28 protein-coding genes are annotated in these 25,971 nt (G+C 68.6%); 16 read left to right on the top strand and 12 right to left on the bottom strand.

Annotated elements, in window-relative coordinates; all coding sequences use genetic code 11:
* Positions 1-134 precede the first annotated feature (134 nt).
* On the bottom strand, positions 135-977 hold the full coding sequence (locus AB0L60_RS18130) for an NAD(P)H-binding protein (RefSeq protein ID WP_364614806.1): 843 nt from the start codon (positions 975-977) through the stop codon (positions 135-137).
* A gap of 178 nt (positions 978-1,155) precedes the next feature.
* Here AB0L60_RS18130 and AB0L60_RS18125 point away from each other — a divergent pair, with 178 nt between their 5' ends.
* Positions 1,156-1,635, top strand: coding sequence for a MarR family transcriptional regulator (locus AB0L60_RS18125; RefSeq protein ID WP_364614803.1), 480 nt, complete (start codon positions 1,156-1,158; stop codon positions 1,633-1,635).
* A gap of 395 nt (positions 1,636-2,030) precedes the next feature.
* On the opposite strand, the gene AB0L60_RS18120 is transcribed toward AB0L60_RS18125, so the two are convergent.
* Positions 2,031-2,510: a DUF1992 domain-containing protein gene (locus AB0L60_RS18120; RefSeq protein WP_364614800.1), complete on the bottom strand. Its 480-nt coding sequence runs from the start codon at positions 2,508-2,510 to the stop codon at positions 2,031-2,033.
* Positions 2,511-2,594: 84 nt separating this feature from the next.
* Here AB0L60_RS18120 and AB0L60_RS18115 point away from each other — a divergent pair, with 84 nt between their 5' ends.
* The 3 genes from AB0L60_RS18115 to AB0L60_RS18105 are packed head-to-tail and all read left to right on the top strand — an operon-like array spanning position 2,595 to position 4,170.
* Complete coding sequence (locus AB0L60_RS18115) at positions 2,595-2,795, top strand: hypothetical protein (protein ID WP_364614797.1); 201 nt, start codon at positions 2,595-2,597, stop codon at positions 2,793-2,795.
* A gap of 42 nt (positions 2,796-2,837) precedes the next feature.
* Positions 2,838-3,125: a hypothetical protein gene (locus AB0L60_RS18110; RefSeq protein WP_364614794.1), complete on the top strand. Its 288-nt coding sequence runs from the start codon at positions 2,838-2,840 to the stop codon at positions 3,123-3,125.
* A 40-nt stretch (positions 3,126-3,165) separates the two neighbouring features.
* The gene (locus AB0L60_RS18105) at positions 3,166-4,170 is read left to right on the top strand and encodes a PHP domain-containing protein (protein ID WP_364614791.1); all 1,005 of its coding nucleotides are present in this window, start codon (positions 3,166-3,168) and stop codon (positions 4,168-4,170) included.
* Between the two features lie 144 nt (positions 4,171-4,314).
* Here the strand turns inward: AB0L60_RS18105 and AB0L60_RS18100 are convergent, their stop codons facing one another.
* The 3 genes from AB0L60_RS18100 to AB0L60_RS18090 form a co-directional block, all read right to left on the bottom strand.
* The gene (locus AB0L60_RS18100) at positions 4,315-4,503 is read right to left on the bottom strand and encodes a hypothetical protein (RefSeq protein WP_364614788.1); all 189 of its coding nucleotides are present in this window, start codon (positions 4,501-4,503) and stop codon (positions 4,315-4,317) included.
* Positions 4,504-4,697: 194 nt separating this feature from the next.
* On the bottom strand, positions 4,698-5,282 hold the full coding sequence (locus tag AB0L60_RS18095) for a DUF6817 domain-containing protein (RefSeq protein ID WP_364614785.1): 585 nt from the start codon (positions 5,280-5,282) through the stop codon (positions 4,698-4,700).
* Positions 5,283-5,286: 4 nt separating this feature from the next.
* Entirely contained in the window at positions 5,287-6,771 is a 1,485-nt protein-coding gene (locus AB0L60_RS18090) for a DHA2 family efflux MFS transporter permease subunit (RefSeq protein WP_364614782.1), read from the bottom strand.
* Positions 6,772-6,857: 86 nt separating this feature from the next.
* On the opposite strand from AB0L60_RS18090, the gene AB0L60_RS18085 reads away from it, so the two are divergent.
* From AB0L60_RS18085 to puuE, 6 genes are all read left to right on the top strand, one after another.
* A complete protein-coding gene (locus AB0L60_RS18085) occupies positions 6,858-7,304 on the top strand; it encodes a MarR family transcriptional regulator (protein WP_364614779.1) in 447 nt (148 codons plus the stop codon).
* A 115-nt stretch (positions 7,305-7,419) separates the two neighbouring features.
* Positions 7,420-8,127, top strand: coding sequence for a GntR family transcriptional regulator (locus AB0L60_RS18080; RefSeq protein WP_364615251.1), 708 nt, complete (start codon positions 7,420-7,422; stop codon positions 8,125-8,127).
* Positions 8,128-8,202: 75 nt separating this feature from the next.
* Positions 8,203-8,949 carry an aspartate/glutamate racemase family protein gene (locus AB0L60_RS18075; protein ID WP_364614776.1) on the top strand — a complete coding sequence of 249 codons (747 nt, stop codon included), beginning with the start codon at positions 8,203-8,205 and terminating at the stop codon, positions 8,947-8,949.
* Positions 8,946-10,160 carry an aldolase/citrate lyase family protein gene (locus AB0L60_RS18070; RefSeq protein WP_364614773.1) on the top strand — a complete coding sequence of 405 codons (1,215 nt, stop codon included), beginning with the start codon at positions 8,946-8,948 and terminating at the stop codon, positions 10,158-10,160. The genes AB0L60_RS18075 and AB0L60_RS18070 overlap by 4 nt, the downstream gene beginning before the upstream one ends.
* Entirely contained in the window at positions 10,157-11,188 is a 1,032-nt protein-coding gene (alc, locus tag AB0L60_RS18065) for an allantoicase (RefSeq protein ID WP_364614770.1), read from the top strand. Before AB0L60_RS18070 ends, alc begins: the two co-directional genes overlap by 4 nt.
* Positions 11,185-12,102, top strand: a complete 918-nt coding sequence (gene puuE, locus AB0L60_RS18060) for an allantoinase PuuE (RefSeq protein ID WP_364614767.1) — start codon at positions 11,185-11,187, stop codon at positions 12,100-12,102. The genes alc and puuE overlap by 4 nt, the downstream gene beginning before the upstream one ends.
* 261 nt (positions 12,103-12,363) lie before the next feature.
* Here puuE and AB0L60_RS18055 read toward each other — a convergent pair whose 3' ends face one another.
* The 3 genes from AB0L60_RS18055 to dapB form a co-directional block, all read right to left on the bottom strand.
* Positions 12,364-13,011, bottom strand: coding sequence for a hypothetical protein (locus AB0L60_RS18055; protein WP_364614764.1), 648 nt, complete (start codon positions 13,009-13,011; stop codon positions 12,364-12,366).
* A gap of 55 nt (positions 13,012-13,066) precedes the next feature.
* The gene (locus tag AB0L60_RS18050) at positions 13,067-13,507 is read right to left on the bottom strand and encodes a hypothetical protein (RefSeq protein WP_364615248.1); all 441 of its coding nucleotides are present in this window, start codon (positions 13,505-13,507) and stop codon (positions 13,067-13,069) included.
* A 62-nt stretch (positions 13,508-13,569) separates the two neighbouring features.
* Positions 13,570-14,310 (bottom strand): 4-hydroxy-tetrahydrodipicolinate reductase, encoded by a 741-nt coding sequence (gene dapB / locus AB0L60_RS18045; RefSeq protein ID WP_364615245.1) that lies wholly within the window; start codon positions 14,308-14,310, stop codon positions 13,570-13,572.
* Positions 14,311-14,461: 151 nt separating this feature from the next.
* On the opposite strand from dapB, the gene AB0L60_RS18040 reads away from it, so the two are divergent.
* From AB0L60_RS18040 to AB0L60_RS18025, 4 genes are all read left to right on the top strand, one after another.
* Positions 14,462-14,680: a hypothetical protein gene (locus AB0L60_RS18040; RefSeq protein ID WP_364614761.1), complete on the top strand. Its 219-nt coding sequence runs from the start codon at positions 14,462-14,464 to the stop codon at positions 14,678-14,680.
* Complete coding sequence (locus AB0L60_RS18035) at positions 14,680-15,597, top strand: MFS transporter (protein WP_364614758.1); 918 nt, start codon at positions 14,680-14,682, stop codon at positions 15,595-15,597. Before AB0L60_RS18040 ends, AB0L60_RS18035 begins: the two co-directional genes overlap by 1 nt.
* A 73-nt stretch (positions 15,598-15,670) precedes the next feature.
* Complete coding sequence (locus AB0L60_RS18030; RefSeq protein WP_364614755.1) at positions 15,671-16,417, top strand: hypothetical protein; 747 nt, start codon at positions 15,671-15,673, stop codon at positions 16,415-16,417.
* Positions 16,418-16,588: 171 nt separating this feature from the next.
* Positions 16,589-19,828: a protein kinase gene (locus AB0L60_RS18025; RefSeq protein WP_364614752.1), complete on the top strand. Its 3,240-nt coding sequence runs from the start codon at positions 16,589-16,591 to the stop codon at positions 19,826-19,828.
* A gap of 21 nt (positions 19,829-19,849) precedes the next feature.
* Here AB0L60_RS18025 and AB0L60_RS18020 read toward each other — a convergent pair whose 3' ends face one another.
* A complete protein-coding gene (locus AB0L60_RS18020; protein ID WP_364614749.1) occupies positions 19,850-20,965 on the bottom strand; it encodes an alcohol dehydrogenase catalytic domain-containing protein in 1,116 nt (371 codons plus the stop codon).
* Positions 20,966-21,040: 75 nt separating this feature from the next.
* On the opposite strand from AB0L60_RS18020, the gene AB0L60_RS18015 reads away from it, so the two are divergent.
* A complete protein-coding gene (locus AB0L60_RS18015) occupies positions 21,041-21,697 on the top strand; it encodes a methyltransferase domain-containing protein (RefSeq protein ID WP_364614746.1) in 657 nt (218 codons plus the stop codon).
* A 6-nt stretch (positions 21,698-21,703) separates the two neighbouring features.
* Here AB0L60_RS18015 and AB0L60_RS18010 read toward each other — a convergent pair whose 3' ends face one another.
* From AB0L60_RS18010 to AB0L60_RS18000, 3 genes are all read right to left on the bottom strand, one after another.
* On the bottom strand, positions 21,704-22,453 hold the full coding sequence (locus AB0L60_RS18010; protein ID WP_364614743.1) for a hypothetical protein: 750 nt from the start codon (positions 22,451-22,453) through the stop codon (positions 21,704-21,706).
* 88 nt (positions 22,454-22,541) lie between these two features.
* The gene (locus AB0L60_RS18005; RefSeq protein WP_364614740.1) at positions 22,542-23,951 is read right to left on the bottom strand and encodes a pentapeptide repeat-containing protein; all 1,410 of its coding nucleotides are present in this window, start codon (positions 23,949-23,951) and stop codon (positions 22,542-22,544) included.
* A 284-nt stretch (positions 23,952-24,235) separates the two neighbouring features.
* Positions 24,236-25,480 carry an MFS transporter gene (locus AB0L60_RS18000; RefSeq protein WP_364614737.1) on the bottom strand — a complete coding sequence of 415 codons (1,245 nt, stop codon included), beginning with the start codon at positions 25,478-25,480 and terminating at the stop codon, positions 24,236-24,238.
* 93 nt (positions 25,481-25,573) lie between these two features.
* On the opposite strand from AB0L60_RS18000, the gene AB0L60_RS17995 reads away from it, so the two are divergent.
* Positions 25,574-25,936, top strand: coding sequence for an ArsR family transcriptional regulator (locus tag AB0L60_RS17995; protein WP_364614734.1), 363 nt, complete (start codon positions 25,574-25,576; stop codon positions 25,934-25,936).
* Positions 25,937-25,971: the final 35 nt, after the last annotated feature.

Raw genomic sequence — 25,971 nt, 5'->3', positions numbered from 1 at the left:
GGGGTTGGAACGCCACGCGATTCAGGATGCCGACCAGGGGAGAGGACCTCGGCCGGTTACCGCACACGCGCAATCGGCGTGAAGTCGATGAGTTCGGAATTCGACGAGGAGTCGACGGACATCGGTGGATCCCTTCAGTTCTGGAATGCGGAGGTGTTCTCCTCGGCCCACTGCGCGAAGGTGAGCGCGGGCCGGCCCAGCAATTCCGCGACGGTGCCGGTGGTGGGGCCGGGGGTGCGGGCATAGTCGGCGAGCGAGCCGAGCAGCCGGTCCGGAACCTCCTCGGGCAGGCCCTGAGCCAGTAGCGCGGCCCGCACCTGGTCCGGCACGACTTCGGCGAACGACAGGTCGGTGCCGAGGGCCTTGCCCAGGATGTGGACCTTGTCGCGTTGGTCGAGTGACTCCGGGCCGGTGAGGACGTAAGACAGTCCGCCATGGCCGGCTTCGGTGAGCGCGCGAACCGCGACGGCGGCGATATCGCGCTGATGGATCGGCGAGGTGGCCGCGGCGGCGTACGCACCGCGGACGGTTCCGGTGGCGCGAATCTGCGGGGCCCAGGCCAGCGCATTGGCGTCGAAGTCCGCGCAGCGCAAGGCCGTCCACTCCAGGCCGGAGTCCCGCGCGGCCTGTTCCGCGGCGCGGAATCCGTCGGCGAAGCGCGGTTCTCCCGCCGGGTACTGCACCGTCAGCGCCGAGATGACCACAGCGCGGCGCACGCCCGCGTCGGCGGCCGCGGCCAGCAGGTCACCCGCCGCCGCTCCGACCGCACGCGGGCTGATCAGCACCGCTTCCGCGCCGTCCCACACCGGACCCAGCGAGCGCGGGTCCGAGGGATCCCCGCCGACCACGCGCACATTCGCGGGCAGCGCCGCCCGCCGCGGATCCCGGCTGACAGCGGTCACCTGCTGCCCGGATTCCAGTAGGAGCTGGATGGTTTCGCGGCCGACGACTCCCGTCGCACCGGTGATGACGATCATCGTGAACCCCAATCTTTTGTACGGAATTCATATAATTCAAAGCCTAGATGCTATGAGTTTCGTAATACAAGGTGAGCTGGATCACTTACTTGTTCGCACAATCGCAGGTCACGGCCCATCCAGCACCAACTACGGGTGACGTAAGGTACGAAGCTCATACGAGCCGATGGGAGGCGTGGTGAGTGCGGCGGCGGATCGCGAAGAAGCCCGGCTGCGGCGGCGCGCCGCAGGCGATATCAAGGGCGCGATGCGCGGACTGCGCAGCAATCTGGCCATGCTCAACCGTCAGGTCGGGGTGCGCCTGGAACTGCGCGATGTCGACGTCGACTGCCTCGACGTGATCAACAGCGAGGGCCCCATCAGCCCCACCGCCCTGGCCCGCGCCGCGGGACTGCACCCCGCCACCCTCACCGGCATCCTCGACCGGCTGGAGCGCGGCGGCTGGATCGTCCGCGAACGCGCCGCCACCGACCGGCGCTCGGTCATGGTCCGCACCCTCCCCGACCGCCTCGGCGAGCTCTACCACCTACTGTCGGGCATGAACAGCTCACTGGACGACATCTGCGCCGACTACACGACCGAACAACTCCAGCTCATCGCGGAATTCCTCCGCCGCAGCGCCATCGCAGGCCACGACTCCGGCCGCGGACTCCAGTAACCACCGCCCACCGTCGCACTAAACGGAATCCCAACGGCGACAACGATACCCGGCACGTTCGGCAGTGGCTGCCCGGCCCGAGTCCGGTCGGCAGCGATGACGTAGCCGTGGGTCGGGGTCCCGAGCGGGCAAAGTTCAGGTCGCGGGGTTTGAACCACCAGGAGTCGATGACGACGGCGGCTGGGATTGCTTGGCCGGGGACCAGATGGCGTCCACGGCGATTCCGCCGAGTTCTGTTGGGGCGGAGCGATTTCCGAGGTACGTGACCAAGGCTTTCTTGATGGTGTCCTTGGACAGGAACAGACGTCGAGGGATCGGGCGAGGGCGGTGCCCAGGGTGGTTTTGCCTGCGCCCGAGAGGCAGTTCACCAGGACCAGCAGTCCGTCCACGAAGGCTCAGGTTCTGAAAAGTCGTCGCCACCATGGCCGTTCGGTTGCGGCGGGTGGAGGCGGGGTTGGGGTGCGGGGTGGGCGGGCGGATTTGCGTTCGGCGCGCCAGGTTTCGATGACGTCGTCGACCTTCAGGGGGCCGACCGGGACGTGGGGGCCGGTCGGCATGCGGAGGTAGTGGACTATGCGGTCGTTGAGGGACGCCACTGTTTCGCGAACTTCCCTCTCGGAGAACATGTCCCGGACGGTTTCCTGGATTCGTTCGCGTTCCCGGCGGAGAATGATCGATTCGGGGAGGAGGGCATCTCCGCCCAGGCCCTCGCGCTTCAGATAGTTGCGGAGCCACCAGTCTTCGTCGGCGGCGCCGGGCGGGATGGGCTGGCCCGCGCCCTTCAGGTTGTCGAATTCGCCCCGCTCCGTGGCCTCGCGGACCTGTTTGTCGATCCACGATTCGCAGGAGAGCCCGGGCGGTTTGCGCTCGGTCATGACCCGATCCTACCGATCACCGCGGAACAGCCGGGTGAGCGCGCGATCGCGAGATCCCTTCCGGCGCCGGGTCCGCTCGAGCGGATGGTCGTAGAAGTAGCGGATCGAGTCTTCGAGGAGGAACGCGCCGCCCCGGTCATCGCCACCGCCGGCCCGCTCGGCCGGGCCGACACCTACAATCTCATGGTCCGCACCCTCGGCATGGACCCGGACGGTTACGAGCGGTGGCTGTCCGGCACCTGGCTGCGCCTGGCGACCACGCCCTCTACGCTTCCAGAAGCCTGATCCACGCGCTGCGGACCGCAGTGCCCATGCTCGAGGAATGCCATGCGGCCCACCCGGCGCTCACTCAGAATCGCCCACACCATCGGAATCGCCGTCGGCCTGGTGCTGCTGATCGCCGGAATCGTCCGGCTGTTCCTGCCCCTGGAATGCTCCGGACACACCCTCGAACCCGGGCAGGAATGCCACGACACCGTCAAAGGCCGGCAGGTGGTCAGGACCTTCAACGAGCAACGATCCCTGCGCGATTCGACGGACGGCTTCCTCATCGTCGGCGGTCTGGTGGTCGCGGCGGGTTCAGCCGTCCTGCTGCGCCGCACCACACACGCGTAACCGCGACCACTTCGCTGGGTCCGCGGGCACACTGAAGGGCATGGATCCTGTCGTCGCGTTGCGGATGATCGCGTTCTTCAAGGACCGGGCCCGGGAGGATTCCCGGCGGGTGATGGCCTATCGCAATGCCGCCGACATCATGGAGGGGCTCGACGATACCAAGCGGGAACGGCTGGGGCGGGCCGGCGACTGGCAGTCGCTGCCGGGGATAGGGCCGAAGACGGCGGCGGTGATCGCGCAGGCGTGGGCCGGACGGGAGCCGGACACGCTGATCCAATTGCGGACCGCCGCAAAGGATCTCGGGGGCGGCGAGGTGCGGGCCGCGCTGAAGGGCGACCTGCACGTGCATTCGAACTGGTCGGACGGATCGGCGTCCATCACGGAGATGATGGCCACCGCGCAGGCGCTGGGGCACGAATACTGCGCACTCACCGACCATTCACCGCGACTGACCGTCGCCAACGGGCTCTCACCGGATCGGCTGCGGCAGCAACTGGATGTCATCGACGAGCTCCGCGACCGGTTCGCGCCCATGCGCATTCTCACCGGCATCGAGGTCGACATCCTCGACGACGGCGCGCTCGACCAGGAACCCGAACTGCTCGACCGCCTCGACATCGTGGTCGCCAGCGTCCATTCCAAGCTGAAGATGGACGCCGCCGCCATGACCCGCCGCATGGTGCGGGCCGTATCCGGCGGCCGGGCCACCGTCCTCGGCCACTGCACCGGCCGCCTCGTCGAAGGCAACCGCGGCACCCGCCCGGAATCGAAATTCGATGCCGAACAGGTCTTTTCCGCCTGCCGCGACCACGGCGTGGCCGTCGAGATCAACTCCCGCCCCGAACGCCGCGACCCACCCACCCGCCTCCTGAACCTGGCCCTCGATCTGGGTTGCCACTTCTCCGTCGACACCGACGCCCACGCCCCCGGCCAACTCGACTTCCTCGGCTACGGCGCCCAGCGCGCCCTCGACAACGGAGTCCCCGCCGACCGCATCATCAACACCTGGCCCCTCGAGAAGCTGCTGAGCTGGGCCGGTTCCTGAGTGCGAGGACCATCGGCCGTCAGGATCGCCCCGATCCCCCACCCGACAATCGAATCCGCCGGCTCGCACCACCCCAGGATCAAGATCGGGGCGCTCCGAGCACGGGACTTCGGCCGAATCCCCGCGGTGACAGAACTCGCCGGGTCAGTGGGGGCAGGTGGGCTGAAAAGGCTTGTTGACGAACAGGCCGTCGATCCAGGACGACCACTGGGGTATGACGGTGGCGGGGGCGTCGCCGGTGGGGAGGAAGACCGCGCCCGATACCTCGATCGGTTTCCCGGTCGGGGAGGTGGATCGATAGCGGATGCAGGTGGCCGAGAACATCGCGGCCATCAGGGCGGGATCGAGATTGCCGAGCGATCGCTGTGAGACCAGCCTCCCAGGAGATTCCGCCGTCGGTGCGGTCGTGTCGGAGGTGACGCCGCAGGCGGTCAGAAGCGGGCAGCCAGTACTGGGAAGACAATCGCTGCTCGCATGCCGCTCCTTCGGATCGGGGTTCGATGACAGCCGACTCGATTGACTCGAATCTAGCTGGCGCGACCACCCCGGCCGAGGAAGGGCGCCAGCTGACCTTCGCAAGCGGACCAGGCGGACGGCGAGAGGTGGGAGCGAACGCGCGCGAAGAGCTCGTAGAGCCCCGCGCTGTATTTCGCTGCCAGTTCGGCATTTTGCGCCAGCACATCCAGCTCGTTGGCGACCGTCAGCTCCAGAAAGGCCCGGAAATCGGGCTCGGAGGGTTCGAATTCGCCGCCGGTGAAGCGGTCCCGGAACCGCACCGGATCCGCGTCGACACGGGGATAGACCGTTCCGCGATCACAGGCGGCGTACTGATAGATCCACCCCTCGGCGCGGGCGCCGACCAACTCGACAACCGTTGCGCGATCGGATAATTCGACGAGCGAGACATTGAATCCGTCGGTGCCGTACACGGCGTGGGCCAGGCCGGCGAGCTGGAGATCGCCGTCATGTCCCCACGCCGCGAGCGTGTCGGCGACCCGGCCCAGGTGAGCGAGCAGCGTCCCGCCGGGATGGTCGATGGTCTCCGTGCCGCGATCCCGCAGGAACCGCTCGACGCGGTTCCTGCTGGATGCGAGGGATTCCGGCTCGTTCACCCGTTCATTGTCGCGCGGGAACCGGTTCGGCGGCAGCCGCTTTCACCCGCCGCTGCAGCCGGTACAGGACAAGAGACGCCGCGGAGGCCGCCACCGAGAGGGCGGCGAGGACCCCGAAGGCGAGGTGGTAGCCGGACACCGGTGCCCAGCCGGATGACGTTGCGCGGGAGAGGATTACCGCCACCAGCGCCACCGCGACGGCGCCGCCCACCCGCTGCACGATGTTCACGAAGGCCGTGGCGTCGGGCAGCTGCTCGTGCCGGACGGCCGCATACGCCGCCGAAACCAGCGGCATGGCACCGACCCCGGTAGCCATACCCGCCGCGAACAGCAGGAATTGGATGAGGATTCCGTTCGCGGCGACCGGCAGGAACGCGAGCGGCAGCACGGCGCCGGCGATGGCGAGGTTGCCGAGCACCGCGACCCGGCCGCCGCCGAACCGGTCGGTCAGCCGTCCGCCCAGCGGCAGCATGATGATGCCGCCCAGGCCGTAGCTGAGCAGATCGACGCCGGTGCGAATGAGCCCGGTCCCGTGCAGCACCTGGAAGTACAAGGGCAGCAACACCATCACGCCGAACATGGCGCCGCCCGCGAAGAAGCTGGCGCTGGTGGCGGCCCGGAAGGCGTGGTTGCCGAACATCCGGATGTCCAGCAGCGGCCGTTCACCGCGCAGCGCCCGGGTGATGAATCCGGCCAGGCCCGCGAGCCCGAGCACGACGGGCAGCCACACCGACGGCGAGGTCACCGACCCTGTGGTCCCGACCTCGGACAACCCGTACACCACCGCGGATACGCCGCCGCCCGCGAGCACCAGTCCGATCACGTCGAGCGGCTGTGTCGCCACCCCGCTGGTCCGTGGCAGATACCGCAGCCCCAGCGCCAATCCGGCCAGCCCGAACGGAATGTTGATGAGGAACAACCACTCCCAGCTCCAGTGCGCCAGCATGAGCCCGCCGATGGTCGGACCGATGGCGGGCGCGCCCACCACCGCGATGCCGACCACACCCATGACCCGGCCCATGCGCTGCGGCCCGGCCGCCTGACCCAGGATGGTCTGGCCGGCCGGGATCATGAGTCCCGCCGCAAGTCCTTGCAGGACGCGCATTCCGATCAGCCACCCCGCGGTCGGTGCGAAGGCGCACGCCGCCGAGGTCAGGGTGAAGGCGACCAGCGCCCCCATCCACAGCCGGGTCACGCCGACCCGCCGCGCCAGCCAGCCGCACACGGTGAGCGAAACACCGAGGGCCAGCAGGTATCCGCTCGCCACCCACTGGATCGTGGCCAGCGACGCACCCAGATCCGCACCGATGGTGTGCAGCCCGATATTGACCAGCGAGGTGTCCAGCATGCCCATGACCGCGCCGAACACCACCACGCCGGCGGTGCGCCAGACATGCGCGGGGATCTTGTCGGAATCGGCGGGTACGGGAGCCCGGGCGGGCGCTCCCCCGGCACCGGATGTCCTGGTGTCCGAACGCATTTGCGTCATCGGACCTCTCCTTCAATAGTTGATGAGCAACTCAATTGCAGACAGTATCAATGATTGAGGAACTCAACAATAGATATAATCAGCGGGTGCCCGAAGAACCTTCCGCCCCGGCCGAGGCCCACCCCCCGAGCCTGCTGCGCCACCCGACCTACGCACTGGGCAAACTGCACAAGGCGATGCACGCCCACCTCGGGACACCCCTGCGCGAGCACTGGGTGCTCACCTACCTCGCCGAGAGCAGTGAGATCTCCCAGCAGGAGATGGCCAACGTCCTGGAGATCGACCGCAGCGAAGTAGTGCGGCTGATCGACAGCCTCGAGAAGGCCGGTCTGGTCACCCGCACCCGCGATCCGCACGACCGCCGGAAATACCGACTGGCTATCACCACCGCCGGCAATCGGGTCCGCGCGGAGACCGATGCGAAAATCGCCGCCGCCACCGATGTGCTGCTCGCCCGCCTGACCCCGGCGGAAAGAGATACCCTGCACCGGCTTTCGCTCAAGGCCCTGGGTTACGACACCGACGAGAGCTGACCCACACGCGGCCGGGCAACCGCCGCGAAATGGCTCACAAGCGGTGACGGCTGTGAGCCCGGTTACGCGTAGGGCTAGGGTTGGGTCCGTGCCTTCTCGCCCCCGTCTACCCCGTTTGCCCCAGCTCAACCCGCCGCTGGACGCCCGCCGCGGCTACTCCCAGCAGGAGATTCTCGGCGAATTGCGCCGACTGATCCTGGAGGGAAACCTGCCGCCCGGCACCGGTTTGCCCCTGGGCGAGATCGCACGCGAATTCACCGTGAGCGCCATCCCGGTCCGCGAGTCGCTGCAGACCCTGATCGGCGAGGGCCTGGTCGAGCACCGGCCCAACTTCGGCTACCAGGTCACCATGCTGACCGCCGACGAGCTGCGCGAGCTGTACATCGTGCGCGAGCGCCTGGAGTCCGCCGCACTGGCCGCGGCCGTGCACAATGCCACCGAGGCCGATCATGATCTGGCCCGCGAGATCCACGCCCGCCTCGAGCAGGCGGTGCTCACCGAGAACGCGGTCGCCTATCACCGCGAGACCCGCAACTTCCACCTGGCCCTGGTGCGCCCGTCGGGCATGCCGCGCGTGGTGCACATGCTCGAATACGCCTGGAACATCACCGAACCCGTGCAGCCGATGGTGCATGTGTCGACCATGGATCGCGTGGTGCTGCACGCCGACCACAGCAAGCAGCTGCAGGCCTTCCTCGCGAGGGATGCTGAAGCATTGCTGACGGCCACCGAGGGGCACCACGCACGCTTGAACGGCGTCCTCTCACACCTGCCCACCGACACCGGTTTGTTCGCCGAACCCGCAGGTGAAGAAGATATATAACCCCTGAGCCTGGGGCTTTCGAACATATACGGTTCAAGCAACGCCGGAGCCATTTCTCTTCGATAGCGTGGATCCATGCGGATCCGGGTCATCAATCCCAACACCACCGCCGCGATGACGGCGCTCATCGGGGACAGCGCGCGCCTGGTCGCCGCGCCCGGCACGGTGGTCGACGCCGTCAACCCCGACATGGGCCCGGCCTCCATCGAGAGCCACTACGACGAGGCGCTGGCCGTGCCCGGCCTGCTGGCCGAGATCGCGCGCGGCGAGACCGAGGGCGTGGACGGCTACGTCATCGCCTGTTTCGGCGATCCCGGCCTGGACGCTGCACGCGAGCTGGCGCGCGGCCCGGTGATCGGCATCGCCGAGGCGGCCATGCAGGCGGCCAGCCATCTGGGCCGGAAATTCAGCGTCGTCACCACCCTCGGCCGCACCGCCGGCCGGGCCTGGGAGCTGGCGGAACGCTATGGGATGGAACGGTTCTGCGCGAACGTGCACGCTTGCGAGGTCCCGGTGCTCGAACTCGAGGATCCCGAGGCGCGCAAGATCATCGCCGACGCCTGCCGCGAGGCGGTGCTGGCCGACAACTCGGACGCCATCGTGCTCGGCTGCGCGGGGATGGCGGATCTGTGCGAGTACCTGACCGAGGAGGTCGGGGTGCCCGTGGTGGACGGCGTCGCCGCCGCCACGCTGACCGTGCAGTCGCTGGTCACCATGAAGTTGCGTAAGTCCGGCCGCGGGGAATTCGCGGCCCCACTACCGAAGACGTATGTGGGATTGCTCGCCGATTTCGGCATCGAAGAACAGGAGGCTCAGGCGTGACGCTGCCACCGGAGACATGGAACGGGATCGAATCCCGTTTGCGGGCTGTGGATTCGGAACTGCTGCGGCTCTATCCGGGCGATCGCCCGGGCCAGCCGGTGCACACCGCGTACGCCTCCGGCGCGGACGCCTCGATCGACCTGCCCGCCCAATGGGGCACGGCCGCACTGGAACTCGCCGAGAGCCAGCGGGAGCTGCTGGTCGGGCTGGCCGGTGAGGACACCGTCGCACGGGTTTTCCGGACCCTGAGCGAACGCCCCATCCAGGACCTGCGGCTGGACTTCGAAGACGGCTACGGCACCCGTGGCGACGAGGTCGAGGACCGCGACGCCCTGCACGCGGGCGCGGTGCTGAAAGCTCTTACGGCCCAAGTGTCCTCGCGCGGCATCCGCATGAAGGGCCTCACCACGCTGGAGTGGGCGCGCGCCGTGCGCACCCTGGAGAAGGTCCTCGAGGGCGCGGGCGGCGTGCCCGAGGGCTTCGTGTTCACCGTGCCGAAGATCCGCCATGTCGAGCAGGCCGATCTCACCGTGCAGCTGTGCGACGCCATCGAATCGGCCCACGGGCTGGCCGCCGGATCGCTGCGGTTCGAGCTGCAGATCGAGAGCCCGCAGGCCATCATCGCCGCCGACGGCACCGCCCCGGTCGCCCAGCTGATCCAGCGCTCGGCCGGACGCTGCACCGGATTGCACTACGGCACTTACGATTACAGCGCCGCCTGCGGTATCGCCCCGAAATTCCAGTCGCTGGAGCACCCGGTCGCCGACCACGCCAAGGCGGTCATGCAGGCCGCGGCCGCCACCACCGGGGTGTGGGTGTGCGACGGCTCCACCCAGGTGCTGCCGATCGGCACCGACGCGGAGGTGCGCGCGGCGGTGTCGCGGCACTTCCGCCTGGTCACCCGCTCGCTCGAGCGCGGCTACTACCAGGGCTGGGACATGGGCGCGGGCCACCTGGTCACCCGCTGGCTGGCCACCTTCGCGTTCTTCCGCGAGGGCCTGGGCATCGCCGCCCCGCGCATCGGCCGCTACCTGGATCGCCAGGGCGGCGCGGTGATGGACGAACCGGCCACCGCGCAGGCACTGGCGACCGTGGTGCTGCGCGGACTGGAGTGCGGCGCCTTCGAACCCGCCGAGGTCACCGCGATCGCCCCCAAAGCCACTGTCGAGGTATTGCATCAATTGCGAGAGAGGAAGATTCCGGCGCTATGAGCGACGTTGATTTCACGCTGCTTCCCGATCTGGCCGTGCGCACCCTGGGTGGCGCCGTGCTGTGGGCGAACGACGAGTCCTTCGCCGAGAAGGAGAACCTGATCCGGCCCGAGCAGGCCACCTACTCCCCCGCCACCTTCGGCCACAAGGGCCAGGTGTACGACGGCTGGGAGACCCGCCGCCGCCGCAGCGCCGAGGGCGACCACCCGGCCGGCGACGACTGCGACACCGCGATCGTCCGTCTGGGCGTGCCCGGCGTGATCAAGGGCGTCGTGGTGGACACCGCCTGGTTCAAGGGCAACTACCCGCCCGAGGTGTCGGTGGAAGCCATTGCGGTGGAAGGCAATCCGTCGGCGGACGAGCTGGTCGCCGCCGAGGGCTGGACCACGATCGTCGAGCGCGCCAAGGTGTCCGGCGATTCGCAGAACCCGTTCGCCGTGGACTCCCCCAAGCGCTGGACCCACGTGCGGCTGCGTATGTTCCCCGACGGCGGCATCGCCCGCCTGCGCGTGCACGGCGTCGCCAAGCCCGACCTGGCCTGGCTGGAGTCCGGCCCGTTCGACCTGGCCGCGGTGGAGAACGGCGGCCTGGTCGCCGACTGCTCCAACCGCTTCTTCTCGCACCCGCAGAACGTGCTCATGCCGGGCCGCGCCCGCAGCATGGGCGACGGCTGGGAGACCGCGCGCCGCCGGGACAAGAACACCAACGACTGGGTGCTGGTGCAGCTGGCCGCCGAGGGCGTGATCACCGCCGCCGAGATCGACACCTCCTACTTCCTGTTCAACAGCCCGGGCGCGGGCGCCCTCACCGGCATTCGCGCCGACGGCACCGAGGTCGAACTGCTGGGCCGCACCCGCCTGCAGCCGGACACCCGCCACCGCTTCCTGATCGACGCGGACGCGGCGGTCGTGCAGGTGCGCCTGGACGCCTTCCCCGACGGCGGCCTGGCCCGGCTGCGGCTCTTCGGCACCCTGACCGACGAAGCTCGGGCGCGACTGCGCGCGGAGCTGGAAAATGACCTGGCATGAGCGATTTCGATCTGAACTACCCGCGGGACATGGTGGGCTACGGCCCCAATCCGCCGCACCCGCAGTGGCCGGGTGAGGCGAACATCGCGGTCAACTTCGTCCTCAACTACGAGGAGGGCGGCGAGAACAATGTCCTCGACGGCGACGAGGCCTCGGAAACGTTCCTGTCGGATATCGTTCCGGCAGCGGCGTTCCCGAATCGGCACATGTCGATGGAGACCATCTACGAGTACGGCTCCCGCGCCGGACTCTGGCGGGTGCTGCGGCTGTTCGAATCCCGCGATATTCCGCTGACCATCTTCGGGGTGGCACGGGCGCTGGAACGCAATCCGGAGGCCGTCGCGGCGTTCAAGCGCAATGGCTACGACATCTGCTCGCACGGTCTGCGCTGGATCTCCTACCAGATGGTGGATGCCGAGACCGAGCGCGCGCACATGGAAGAGGCGGTGCGCATCATCACCAAGCTCTTCGGTGAGGCGCCCAAGGGCTGGTACACCGGGCGCGATTCGCCGCAGACCCGCGAGCTGGTGGTGGAGCACGGCGGCTTCGTCTACGACTCCGATTCCTACGCAGACGATCTCCCCTACTGGGTGAAGGTCTCCGGCCAGGATCACCTCGTGTTGCCGTACACGCTCGAATCCAATGACATGCGCTTCTCCTCCCCCGCCGGATTCGCCAACGGCGAGGAGTTCTTCACCTATCTGAAGGACGCCTTCGACGTGCTCTACGCCGAGGGCGCGGCGGGTGCGCCGAAGATGCTGTCGGTCGGCCTGCACTGCCGCATCATCGGCAAGCCGGCGCGGGCCAAGGCGCTGGAGCGCTTCCTGGATTACGTGCAGTCACACGAGAAGGTGTGGCTGGCGCGGCGCATCGACATCGCCGAGCACTGGCGCACGGTGCATCCCGCGTCCTGACGGCACGGCGAACCCGAAAACCACTGTGGCCCGGGGTGATTGCGCGATCACCCCGGTACCGGGAACGCCGGTGCGGCCGGAACCGCACACCGACTCTCCACCGGGGACCCGCCCGTCACGGGTGCCCGGATCTCCCTTCCGGTGTGGGGTACCACCGGACGCGTCGGCGGCACCACGAATACGGCCCGGAACCAACAGGTTCCGGGCCGTATTTGCATGCCGGGCGATATCACCGGTTCGCTGCTGTCGGGCGAAACCGCCTCAGAGCGCGCCGCTTTCGATATCACGCTTGATGCCCTCCTGCGTCGCCTGGTGCGCGGCCACCCCGTTGTCGGCGGTGAAGTCGATCAGGGCCGCGTCGGCGACGAAGGTCAGATGCTCGTTGACGGTGGTGGTGCCGTCGCCGTTGTCGGTGAAGGTGATCAGCTGGTGGGTGGTCACGTTCGGGACGTCCCAGCTGTCGGTGGTGTAGTAGTGCTCGTCCGGGTGCAGGCGCTGCTCGGCCTGGGTGTGCCCAGGGAAGGTGACCGGGCCCATCGGAATGTCCTCGAGCGCGGTGAAATCCGCGATCTGCGTGTCACCGTCATCGCAGGTGCGGTGGACGATGATGTCCTTCAGGAACGAGTGGCGGCCGATACCGTTGCGGACATCGGTGTACACGTCCCACACCTTGTCCAGCGGCGCGGCGATGGTGACCGGCAGATCCACCTCGGTCACCGATCGGCCGTCGGCCGGATTCTGCTGCTCGGCCTCGTAGATCGACCAGCTGACCTGCCACTCCAGTTTGTAGTCGTTCTCCGACTCGATGCAGGACGGCGCGTCGTCCGCGCGTGCCATCGCCGACCCCACCGCAGGCGACCCCATCGTTGCGCAGGCTATCGCCAGCGCATAACCCACCTTGAACCTCACCGGGCGGACTTTACCCCGGTCGCAACCTACCGGCAGGTTTCCTGCGAAATCGCGGCTACCGTGCCCCGGGCCGGTCCCCACGCTCCAATTCCACTGCGCGCTTCATCATTTCGCGTGCGCGGGTGCGGTCGCCGGCGTAATCGTAGGCGCGGGCGGCGCGGTAGTTGGTACGCCAGTTCTGCGGGTCCGCCTCGAATTCCTGCTTCACCTGCTCGAAAAGCGCATCGGCAGCAGCCTTTTCGATACGTCCGGACGGGCGGCGCGGCAGATCGGAGACATCCAGCTCGCCGCCCTCCTCGTGCATGCGGCGGGCCAGGTGCTGGTGCGCGAAGGCGGCGCGGACACTGGTCGCCACGATCCACACGCCCAGCACCGGCAGGATGAACACGCCGATGCCCAGGCCCACCGCGGCCGGCTTACCGGTGGCGATCAGGTCGATCCCGATCCGGCCCAGCAGCACGAAGTAGAACCCGAGCACCACCACCAGGGCCGCGATGAAACCGACCCGCTTGAAGACCTCGCGGCCGTTGCCGTCGGCGGGATTCGCGGCGGGCGCGCTCACAGGTCGAGCAGCGGGTCGATGCCCACGGTGAGACCGGGGCGCAGCGGCGTCTTGCGCACGCCCAGCAGCACACCGGGCACGAAGGAGGTGCGGTCGAGCGAATCGTGGCGGATGGTCAGCGTCTCCCCCTGCGTGCCGAACAGCACCTCCTGGTGCGCGACCAGTCCGGCCAGCCGCACCGAGTGCACCCGTACGCCGTCCACGTCCGCGCCGCGCGCACCCTCCAGCTCCTGGCTGGTGGCGTCGGGGCTGCGGCCCACACCCGCCTTCTCCCGGGCCGCGGCGATGAGCGCGGCGGTCCGGAAGGCGGTGCCCGATGGCGCGTCCGCCTTGTTCGGATGGTGCAGCTCGATGACCTCGACCGAGTCGAAGAAGCGCGCGGCCTGCTCGGCGAACCGCATGCTCAGCACGGCGCCGATGGCGAAGTTCGGCGCGATCAGCACCCCGACCTCGGGCTTGGCGGCCAGCCAGCCCTTCACCTGGTCCAGCCGCTCGGCGTCGAAGCCGGTGGTGCCGACCACGGCGTGAATCCCGTTCTCCACCAGCCACTTCAGATTGGGCATCACCACATCCGGGTGCGTGAAGTCGACCACGACCTCGGTTCCGGCGGCCGTGAACGCCTCCAGCGAGTCGCCCTTGTCGACCTGCGCCACCAGCTCCAGATCCGCGGCCGCCTCGACCCCGGCACAAATGGCCTGCCCGACCTTGCCGCGCGCACCCAGCACACCCACCCGGATCCGGTTCGTGGTCACCTGGTCTCCTTCACTCCGCCCAATCAGCAACGGGTCGAGCCTATCGGGTCGGAGACACGCCGGAACGCAGGGCTGGCGGTCGTCAGGTCGGTGGGCTAGCCGGTGTAGCCGGTCAGCTTGTAGACGTGGTGTTGCCGTGGGTGGGCAGCAGTGTTTCGATGATGGCGCGCGCTTGCTCGGCGGTGGATTCGCCGACCGGGGTCAGGGATCGCAGGTATTCATGTTCAACGAGATGCTGAGCCGCCTGCGCGAAGCGGTCCCGGAGATGATTCTCCAAGGTCGGCGGTTCGATTTCGTTCGCGCCACCGGAAGGCGGCGACCAGGCGAAGTGATGGCAGCGTCGGCGCCGCGGTGATGCTGGCGGTGTTCGCCCCGCACCTGCGCGCCTCCCTGAGCGGGGCGTTCCTGGCGGGCGGCTCCTTCGGGGCGGTCGTGGGTGTCGCGCTGGGCGGCGTCGTCGCCGCGCACATCGGCTGGCGCGGGACCTTCGCCCTGATGGCCGGTCTCGGGCTGCTGCTGGTCGGCGCGTTCCGCATGGTGGTCACCGAATCCGCTTTGCGCCGACACACTTTCGCCGAATCACCGGCGACCGACGAAGCGGCCGCCACGCCGACCGGCGGCGCCGTGCGGGCACCGCTCTCGAGCCTGTTCTCATCGGTGTCGGTGTGGTGCGCCTATGTCGGCGGCGGTCTGCAACTGTTCGTCGCGGCCGTGCTGATGGCCTGGCTGCCGAGCTTCTTCAACCGCTCCTATTCCATGCCCACCGACCGCGCCGGACTTGTGGCCGCGGGATATGTACTGCTTATCGGGACCGGAATGATTGTGTGCGGCATCGTCACCGACCGCGTCGGCCGACAGCACCCGATACGTCAATGGAGCAGCGCACTGGTCTACTGCGCGGTCTCGCTGGCCCTGCTCACCATCGCTTTCAGCCTCGGCACCGGCACCGGCCAACTGACCATCCTGGCGCTGGGAGCGGTGACCGCCGCCGGATCGGCGGGAGCGACGACCTCGATGGTCGCCAGCCTCACCCACGCCAGCCTGCGGGCGACCGCTCTCGCCACGGTGACCTTGGCCAACAACATCTTCGGACTCGCCCTCGGGCCGCTGGTCGTGGGCCTGCTCGCCGACCGTTACGGGCTCGCCGCCGCGCTGCGCCTGGTTCCGCTCGCGTATATCGGCGCCATCGCCGCCCTGGCCGTGGGCAGATACGCCTACCCGGCCGGACTGCGCAGCCTCGCCCGCTTGGAAACGAGCCGTCCGGCCGCCTGACCATCAACGAACTGGTCTCGCGCACAAAGCCTTCCACGATGGAAGTACACCGATGAACCGAGGAAAACACCCGATGAGGAAAACCACCACCGCCGTGCTCGCCGCGACCGCCCTCGCGCTGACCGCCGCGACCGCCAACGCCGCCCCGCAACCCGGCCACGCCGAAAATGCCGACGTCCATTACGAAGTCACGCGTCAAGGCGATGCCGCGCTGCTGACCATCAGCGGCGGAGCCTTGAAGCTCGCCGGAGACCAACTCGTCCTCACCGATCCCACCGACCGGCCGGTCGCCGCGATCCCGCTCACCTACCGCATCGACAACACCGCCTACCCGATCGCCGCCCGAATCAACGGTGGCACAGTAACGCTCACCCCCGACAAGACCGCCGGACAACCCGTGCCGGCCGCGCAGGCCGTCACCCCCGGCCAGACCATCACCACCGATCGGGCCGCCACCCAGATCGCCGAATCCTTCACTCCCCGTGACAACCAAGCCCTCGGCGTGTTCGCCCAGCGCGCAGCCATCGGAGCCGCCGTCAGCGCGGTCCTGGGCGCTGTACTCGGCGCGGGCGTCGGGTGTCTGGTCGGTGCGGCCGCCGGTGCCGTGCTCACCAGTCCCGTCATGGCACTGCTCGTCCCCTTCGTCGGCGCCACCATCGCGGGCTGCGTCCTGGGTGCCGCCACCCTCGGTGCCGTCGGAACGATGGCCGGACTCGTCGTCGCCGGCGGGCCCATCACACTGTTCTCCGCGATCCAGTACTTCTCCACGATCCTTGCTCCCTGCCCGCCCGACCTCGCCTACTGCAAAGACCCCGCATAGGCCGCCAACCCCGGCAAGTAACAACCCAGACAGTCCCCGAAACCGTCGGCCGCCGCCCCGGGTACGGCCGACGGTAGGAAGGCCGCCTCCGCCAGACGGCGAACAGCGTGCGGAGAACAGACCACTCGGGATATTGTGGCTGGTGCCCGGTGGGGAGATCACGAGTGGCCGATGGTCGAGAGAGATCTGTTCATGACGCAGCGTGATGTCGATGTCGTCACGGAGTTGCGTGCTGCGGGTTTCGAGGAGGCCGAGGAGATCGGGCGGGGCGGTTTCGGGGAGGTGTTCCGCTGCACTCAGCCGGCTGCGGGTCGCACGGTCGCGGTGAAGGTGCTGACCGGCGAGCTGGAGGAGAATCGGGAGCGTTTCTTTCGCGAGCAGCGTGCGATGGGGCGGCTGACCGGGCACCCGAATATCGTCGACATGCTCGAGGTCGGTGAGACCGCGAGTGGTCATCCGTACCTGGTCATGCCCTATCACGCTCGCGGGTCCCTCGATGCGCGCCTGCGCCGCGACGGCCCGTTGTCGCTGGCAGAGGTGCTGCACCTGGGGGTGAAAATCGCCGGGGCGCTGGAAACCGCGCATCGGGCCGGGGTGCTGCACCGCGATATCAAGCCGGGAAACATCCTGCTCACCGACTACGGTGAGCCCGCGTTGACCGATTTCGGGATCGCCCACATCACCGGTGGATTCCAAACCGCGACCGGTACGATCACCGGGTCGCCGGCGTTCACCGCACCGGAGGTCCTCGGTGGTGACGCCCCGAGCCGGGCCTCGGATGTGTACGGGCTGGGCGCCACACTGTTCTGCGCGCTGACCGGGCATGCGGCCTACGAACGCCGCAGCGGCGAGGAGGTCGTCGCGCAATTCCTGCGAATCACCCAGCAACCGGTACCGGATCTGCGGAGGCAAGGAATTCCCGACGACGTCTCCGCGGTGATCGCGGCGGCCATGTCCCGCGAACCACGCGACCGCCCCACCGCCGCGGAGTTGGGCGAGCAACTACGCCAGGTAGAGCGCGATCACGGTTTCCGGGTCGATGCGATGACGCTGCCGCCCGAACCGGCAGCCGAGCCCGCATCGGTCGTCACGCCGGTGCCCGCGGCGGGGAGCCGTACCGGGAACCTGCCGATCGAGCTGAGCAGCTTCGTCGACCGGCGGATCCAGCTGACCGAAATCAAGAACCTGCTGGCGGGGTCACGTCTGGTGACGCTGACCGGTATCGGCGGGGTCGGCAAGTCACGGCTCGCGCTGCAGGTCGCCGACAAGGTGCAGCGAAATTTCACCGACGGTGCGCGGCTGATCGAGTTGAGTGATCTGCGCGATGAAACACTTCTGGTCGATGTCGTGGCCACCGCACTCGGTCTGCGAAACCAGAGTGCCCGGCCGACGCTCGAGGTGCTGCTGGAGTTCTTGTCCGAGCGCAATCTGCTGCTGATACTGGACAACTGCGAGCACGTGATCGAAGCGGCCGCGGCGCTGACCGAATCGCTGCTCCGGACCTGCCCGGACGTGCGGATTCTGGCGACCAGCCGCGAGGCACTCGGCGTCAGCGGGGAAGCGGTGTTCGTGGTGCCGCCCTTGGGGATTCCCGATATGGCGAGCAAACCCGGGCTGCGCACGGTGACCCGCCACGACGCGGTGACATTGTTCGCCGAGCGAGCCGCCGAGGCCGTGCCGGGCTTCGAGGTAACCGATAACTCCATGCACAGTGTGGCCGGGATCTGCACTCGACTCGACGGGCTGCCATTGGCGATCGAGCTGGCCGCGGCCCGGCTCCGCACCATGTCTCCCGAGCAGATCCTGACCCGGCTCGACGACCGCTATGCGCTGTTGACTCGCGGGAGTCGTGGTGCCCCGATGCGGCAGCAGACCCTGCGGTGGTGCATCGACTGGAGCTATGACCTGTGCACACCGGCCGAGCAGCGGTTGTGGGACCAACTGTCGGTGTTCGCAGGCACTTTCGAGCTCGATGCGGTAGAGCAGATGTGCGGCGGTGAGATGACCGAAACGCAATTGCTCGACACCTTGTCCGCACTGGTGGACAAGTCGATCCTGATCCGCGAGGAAACCGAGGGCACGGTCCGCTTCCGGATGCTCGAGACCGTTCAGGAATACGGCAGGGAGCAGGCCGAGGACAGCGGGAGATACCCGGAATACGTTCGACGGCATCGGGATTGGTGTATGCGGCTGGCACTCCAGGTGGAAGCGGAATGGATCGGCCCGCACCAGCTCCAGTGGATTGCCCGGTTGGAGCGGGAGCTGCCGAATCTGCGAAACGCGCTGGAATTCAGTCTGTCCGAGTCGGGCGACACCGCGTTGCGGATCGTCACCGCCCTGTACATGTTCTGGACCTTGCGTGGGCGGCTCAGCGAGGGACGCCGCTGGTACGAGCGCGCGCTGGCCCAATCGACCGATGCACCGCCGCTGGGGCGGGCCAAGGCTCGCTGCGGGGCCGCCACGATGGCCGTCCTGCAGGGTGACCTACCGGCCGCCGCCGAGCACGTGGCGCAACTCGAGGCACTGGCCGATCAGACGGCGGACCCACTCGTAGCGGCCCTGCTCGCCCACGCCAAGGGAAATTATTTCCTCACGGGCGGAGCGGACAATCCGGCTGACGCGGGTACCGCCCTGCTGGCCGATGCCATCGACATCTACGAGGCATCCGGTGACCTCAAATCGCAGCTGGACGCCCAGATTTCGCTCGGCTGGGTTTACGCCCAACAGGGCGATATCCCGCGGGCTCTCGCAGGCCTCGAGAAGGCGCTCGCGATCACCGAATCCGCCGGTGAGACGGTGTATCGATCGTGGGTGCTGTGGGCAATGGGATTCGCCGTGTGGCGAACGGGTGAGCCCGATCGCGCCACCTCTCTGTTGCAGGAGGGAATTCGAGCGGCCCGGCTGGTGTCCGATCCGGTCGTCGCCACCATCTGTCTGGAGGCGCTGGCGTGGATCGCGACCGAGCAGCGCGATGCCCGCCGCGCCGCTACCCTGCTGGGCGCCGCCGATACGCTCAGCCGCATCGGTGGCAGTTCCATCTCGATGTTGCCCAATATGCTCGTCTACCACGAGGAATTCACCCGCCGCAGTCGCGAGACGCTCGGCGCGCGTGCCTTCGAGGCGGCCCATCAGGAAGGCGCCGCACTGAGTTTCGATGCCGCAGTGGGCTTCGCGCTCGGCGAGCAAGCCGAAGCGGCCGCGGCGCCCCTCCGTTCCGGGGTAAAACTGACCAAGCGTGAACGCCAGGTCGCCGATCTCGTCGCGGACGGCCTGACCAACCGGGCGATCGCGGCCCGGCTGGTGATTTCACCACGCACCGCCAACGCACACGTGGAACATATCCTGACCAAACTGGGGTTCACCTCGCGCGCACAGATCGCGGCATGGGCCGCGGAGCAGGCCGAACTCTGAACTGCGCAGGGATCGGGCGGGTCAGTCGAAGAGGATCACCTGGCGGAGGGCGTGGCCGGCGGCCAGTTCGTCCATGGCGTGGTTGATGTCTTCGAGGCGGATGTGGGAGGAGACGAGGCGTTCGACGGGGAGGTTGCCCGCGCGCCACATGCGGACGAATTCGGGGATGTCGCGGGCGGGGACGGCGGAGCCGAGGTAGCTGCCGATGATGGCGCGGCCCTGGGCGACCAGGGCGAGGGGGGAGATGGAGGCGCGGGCGTCAGGGGCGGGGAGGCCTACGGTGACGGTGACGCCGCCGGGAGCTGTTGCGGCTACGGCGGTTTCGAAGGCTCGGATGTTGCCCGTGGCTTCGATGACCGCCTCGGCCTGGATGTTGTCGGCGGCGATTTGCTGGGGGGTGTAGGCGGCGGTGGCGCCGAGTTCCAGGGCGGTCTTCAGTTTGTCGGGGACGGTGTCGACCGCGATGACTTCGCGGTCGGTGCCGGCCCGCAGCGCCGCTGCCACGAGCACCGCGGCCATGCCGACGCCGCCGAGGCCGACGACCATGATGCGGTCCGCGGGACCGGGCTTCGCCGAATTCAGCAGGGCGCCACCGCCGGTGAGGACGGCGCAGCCGAGGACGGCGGCCACCTCGGGTGGGACATCGTCGTCGACCGGAACCACCGAGCGGCGGTCCACGACGGCGTGCGTGGCGAAGGCCGAAACACCCAGGTGGTGATGGACTTCCGCGCCGTCACGCAGCAATCGCCTTCCGCCGGCCAGCAATTCGCCCGTGTTGTTGGCGAGGCTGCCGGGTTCGCAGGGGGTGCGGCCGTCGGTGGCGCAGCCGGCGCACTCGCCGCAGCGGGGCAGGAAGGTCATGACGACCCGCTGACCGACGCGCAGGTCGCTCTCGCCGGGGCCGACCGCCTCGATGCGGCCGGATGCCTCGTGGCCCAGCAGCATCGGCACCGGCCGCACCCGGTTGCCGTCGACCACGGACAGATCCGAGTGGCACAGCCCGGCCGCCTCGATCTTGACGAGCAGTTCGCCGGGTCCGGGTTCGCCCAGCTCCAGCTCGCTGATGGTGATCGGCTTCGAGTCGGCGAAGGGCGTCTGGGCTCCGATACGTTCCAGGACGGCACCACGAATCCTCATGCGCCCGACGCTACTCCATCGCACCTTCCCAGACAGTGCGAAATCTGCTTCCATGGAGGCCGGACAGGAGCATCCATGAGCACATCGCTGACCATCGGCAATCGAGCCTGCAATCAGGTGGTGACGCAGTTCTTCGGCAACGTCGCCCGCGCCTACGACATCGCCGCCCTGCAGCACGTCGTCTACCGCCCGCCGCAGGATCAGGTCCTCGCCGAACTCCGCACCGCCGGATCGCGCCGCATTGCCGACATCGGCTGCGGCACCGGCATTCTCACCGCCCGCATCCAGCGTGAACTGCGCCCCGAGGCCGTCTACGGCGTGGATGCCTCGCCGGGCATGCTGGCCCAGGCCCGCGCCCGCTCCGCCGCCGTGCAGTGGCGGCAGGCCGCCGCCGAGCATCTGCCCTTCGCCGCGGGCGAACTGGACGCGGTCGTGAGCACCAGCGCCTTCCACTTCTTCGATCACCCGGTCGCGCTGCGCGAATTCCATCGGGTGCTGGCCCCCGGCGGGCTCGTCGCCATCGCGACCATGCATCCCTCCGGCCCGACCTCACGTCCCATTCAGCGGCTCACACGCAGCCCGCGCTTCCCGGCCCACGCGCCCTCACCGCGCGAGACCCGGAAACTGCTGCAGCACGCCGGATTCGAGGTCGTCGATCAGCGCAAGATCACCCGGCCGCTGCCGTCGTGGCTGATCCCCGACCTCATCACCGTCGGACGGCGCGCGCCGTAATCGCGCTCACTTGCCCGGGTCGTCGCCGCCGCGGAAGCACACGGTGAGCTCGAGTTTGTTCCAGACCACCCAGACCGCGCCACGGCCGTCGCGCGGACAGCCCGCACCCGAGGTGGTGCCCTCGAGCACCGCGGTCGCCTGCACGATGTGGTCACCCGGAGTCCCGCAGACGACCTTGGACGGGACATCCATATCGACGGTGTCGTAGCAGACTCCGGTCCGCCAGTCGAAGGTCAGGCACAGGTGGTAGCGGGCCTTGCCGGTCTTGTCCTTGGGTGCGGATTCCAGCGTGTACAGCGGGCCCGAGCAGGGGTCCGGGCCGTTCTGCAGCACCCGGTAGTTCGCGTCCACCGAGTTGCAGTCCGACGGCTCCGGCGAGCCGGCCTTCCAACTCGGTGCGCCGGAGGCGTCCTTGGCCTGCTTGATGGGCACCTCGACGCAGTCACCCGCCTTCAGAGCGGCCATCGGATCGGGGGCGTCGGGCTTGGCGGCGGTGGTCGGCAGCCCGGCCTGTACGAGTTCCGGTGGCGCGGCAATCGCCTTGCCCACGACGGTGTCCCGGGGCAGCGGCGAGATCATGGCGGTCATCGCGCCGAATACCAGCACCCAGCCGGCCAGGGCCGAGCCCGCTGCCATCGCGCGCGTCCCGCGGCTCGCCCGATGCGGTGTCTGTCGCGCCCGGCTCGCGACCAGCGCCGCGAGGCAGAGCAGCAGCACCGCCACACCGGCAACCCAACCGACGCCGTGGCTCCCCACCACACAATCCCCTGTCTCAACTCAACTCGTCTGCAAGCTATCCCACCGGTGAGCTTCGGGCAAAACCGGCGAACAGCCCGCGACGGGCTCAGGAGGCGAGTTCGGGGGTGGACTCGGCGAGCGCGGGCGGCCAGGGCGTCGGGGTGATATTGGCCGGTTTGGTGGCAGGACTGGCGTCCCAGTCGAAGTGGACGCCGACCCACGCCCGGGGCTGTTCGAAGGTGATGGCGCGGGCATCGAAGGAGACGCGGCGGAAGGAGATGTCGCCGAAGAAGTCGCCACCCGCGAAGATCACCGACCGCCCCGCGAACACGGCATCGGCGAAGGAGACCTTCCCGTGGTACTCGGCCCGGGCGAAGGACACCTCCCGGGTGCGGCCGGTGCGCCACCGCACCTGCGCGCCCAGCCGGGTGCCGTCGAACGAACAGGACTCGGAGTAGAAGCGGGAACCGGCGAAAGTAACCCGCACGCCGGTGAATTCGGCACCGGTGAAACTGACCCGGTCGCCGTCGAACACGGCGCGTTCGAAGGTGGTCAGGGCCGCGCCGAAGCCGGCCTCGGCGAAGACGGCGGGCTCGCCCGCGAAGGTGACGCGGTCGAATGCCGTTCGCACGCCGCGGAATTGCGCGCCCTCGAAACTCACGCCGCCACCGAAAGTGGCCTCGGTGAAGGTGGCTCCGGCATTCTCGCGGTCGGTCCGGTCGACCTCGGTGGGCGCGAAGACCGCCCGGTCGAAGACGGCCATACCGCGGAAGACGGCCCCGCGGAAGGTGACCCGCTCGCCCAGGAACCGCGTCCGCTCGAAGGACACGGTGCGACCGCTGAGGAACATGGCGTTGGTGAAGCGGGTGTTGCGGCCCGCGAACACTGCGTGCCGGAAGTCGGCGTGCTCGAACACAGCGTCAGAGAAGTCGAAATCACAGCCGCACCATGGTGTTTCGGCAGCGGGCCGCAGATGCTCCGCGATCACCCGCACGATGGTGTCGCGGACCTGCCGATCGTTCTGGCGATAGGTGTACACCCGTTCCACGGCCGTGCCGTGATCCTCGATGCGCTGCGATCTGGAGACCAGGTGGCTGGCCCCCTCCTCCGGTTGATACGGCAGCCGCAGGTACCCGCACAGCACATCCACGCACTGCTGCCGCCGCCAGCGGGCGGAGAATTCGTCGGCCACCCCGGCCATGGCGTAGACCCCGGCGATGCGCACCGCCACATCGGGATCCCCGAGCTGACGGGCGGCGGCCCCGAAGACGTCGGCGAAGCGCCCGCGCTCGGCATCACGCTGCCGCCGGTAGGCCACCACCAGGGCGACCGCTCCGAAGACACCCGCCGTCACGGCGAGCGAAATCTTGCTCAGATCCAGCTGATTCGGCGTCTCGGCCCGCGCGCCCAAGAAGTGCCACAGCACCCACCAGGTGATGCCCGCGACGGCGAGCCCGCCGAGCACGGCCACCACCGCCGACACCATCAGACCCGACCGGTGTACCGTCCGGCTCACCACCCCACCGAACCTCCACCGCCGCATAGCCGAACAATAGCGACCCCGGCCCGGTCACGCATGGGATGCGACAATTCCACCGCGACCTCGCGCACCCGAAAATCGCGACACACCAAACCGTTTCACCGAGAAGGTGGTGTGCATGTGCGGCGGCGGCACAAAGTCGACGCGGCGGCAGCACCGCCTCCGACCGGCAGCAGCGTCGTATCCGCCTGGCGCCACATACGGCGTCCGCCCGGCGACACAGGGTCACCGGGCGGACGCAGGCATGGCCATTCGGGAAATCAGGCGGCCGTCGCCGCCTCCACGGGCTGCTCCACCTCCGCGGCCTCCGCATTGCGGCGCAGCCCGATACCGGCGGCACCCAGGCACGCCAGCGCCACCACGACCACGAACCAGGGGAACACCGTGCTCAGCCCCCAGGTGGTGGCCGCCCAGCCCGCCACCACGGTCGGCACCGCCATGGCCGAGTAGGCCAGCAGGTAGTAGGCGGACATGGTCTCACCCCGCTTGTGCTGCGGGACAACGTTGGACAGGTGCCGCAGCGATCCGCCGAAGCCGAGCCCGAAGGTGCCGCCCAGGGCGAATCCTGCCAGCAGCACCAGCACCCAGTTGTGGGTGTTCAGCGCCGGAATCGTGATCACCAGCGCGATCGCCATGCCGATATCGCCGGCGATGGCCGCGCGCCGGGCCGGAATCCCGCCCGCGATGGCCTGCGCGATCGCACCCGCGGTCGCTGTCGAGGCCACTACCGCGCCGCCGAAGACCAGATTGTGGATGCCCGTCTTGGCCGAGGCCAGCGACGGATACAGCGACAGCAGCACACCCAGCACCGACCAGGCCGCCATCACGCCCAGCGCCGAGAACCAGAAGTCACCGCGGATCTCCTGCGGCACAGCCGGTTTGGCAATGGTGATGCGCTGCTTCTGCCGCGCCCCGTGCGGCTCCCGCAGCGCCAGCACACCCGCCGCGATGAGCACACACACCAGCGTGATCACCACATACGGCGTGCGCAGCGGATGCGGCGCGTACTGGGCCAGCACCGCCGAACCCAGAATCGCCACGGCCATACCGACATTGAAGGCTACCCCGGACAGCTGCCCGGACCGCGCGCCCTGCTGCGGCCGCAGATCCAGCAGCGCCGCCGCGCCCGCGACCACGGTCGCGCCGACCGCGGCCCCGTGCATCGCCCGGGCCAGCAGCAGCATGGCCACATTGTCGGCGAGCAGGAACACCACCAGGCCCACGATCATGAGCGCGAACGCACCCAGCAGGACCGGCTTGCGGCCCACCACGTCCGAGATCCGCCCCGACACCAGCACCGCGCCCAGCGCCGCGACCGCGTAGGCGGCGAAGACGAAGGTCGTGGTGAGCGGGGAGAAATGCCAGCTCTGCTGATAGATCCCGTACAGCGGGGCCGGTGCGCCCGAAACGCCAAGCGCCACACCGCTGGCCGCGAGGACGAGCGCGTAGGCCCAGGTCTGGCTGCCCTGTTCGGCTCGAGTCGTAACCACCGTTGCCGATGCCATCGAACCCTCCATCAGGTAAGTTTGATTATGATCGAACCAAACCCTACGCGGGGTTCGACGATTATCAAACTAGATATCCGAGTGAGGTAGCTCATGCCCGACACCGAAGCGCTGCCCGCGGTGGCCCCGCTGCCCGCGGTGCTCGGCGCATTACAGGACCCGATCCGCCTGGAGATCGTCCGGCGCCTGGCCAATGCCGGCACCCCGCTGCGCTGCAGCCTGACCTACGACGGCATCAGCAAATCGACCGCCGCCCACCACTTCAAGATCCTGCGCGAGGCCGGCGTCACCGCCCGCGTCACCATCGACGGCAACACCCACCTGCGCCTGCGCTCCGCCGACCTGGACACCGCCCTCCCCGGCCTGCTCGCCGCAGTACTGGCGGCCGTGAATCGTGAACGCGATGACACCCCGGCCGACGCGAACACCCCGGCCGCGCGGGAGAGCGATTCGTGACCCGACAACAGTTCGTCGCCACGTCAGGCGACACG

This window comes from Nocardia sp. NPDC051981 (assembly GCF_040680715.1).
In the GTDB taxonomy this organism is placed as follows: Bacteria; Actinomycetota; Actinomycetes; order Mycobacteriales; family Mycobacteriaceae; genus Nocardia.
Note: the sequence above shows the minus strand (reverse complement) of the source record. Positions and strands in the feature narration are given on the sequence as shown.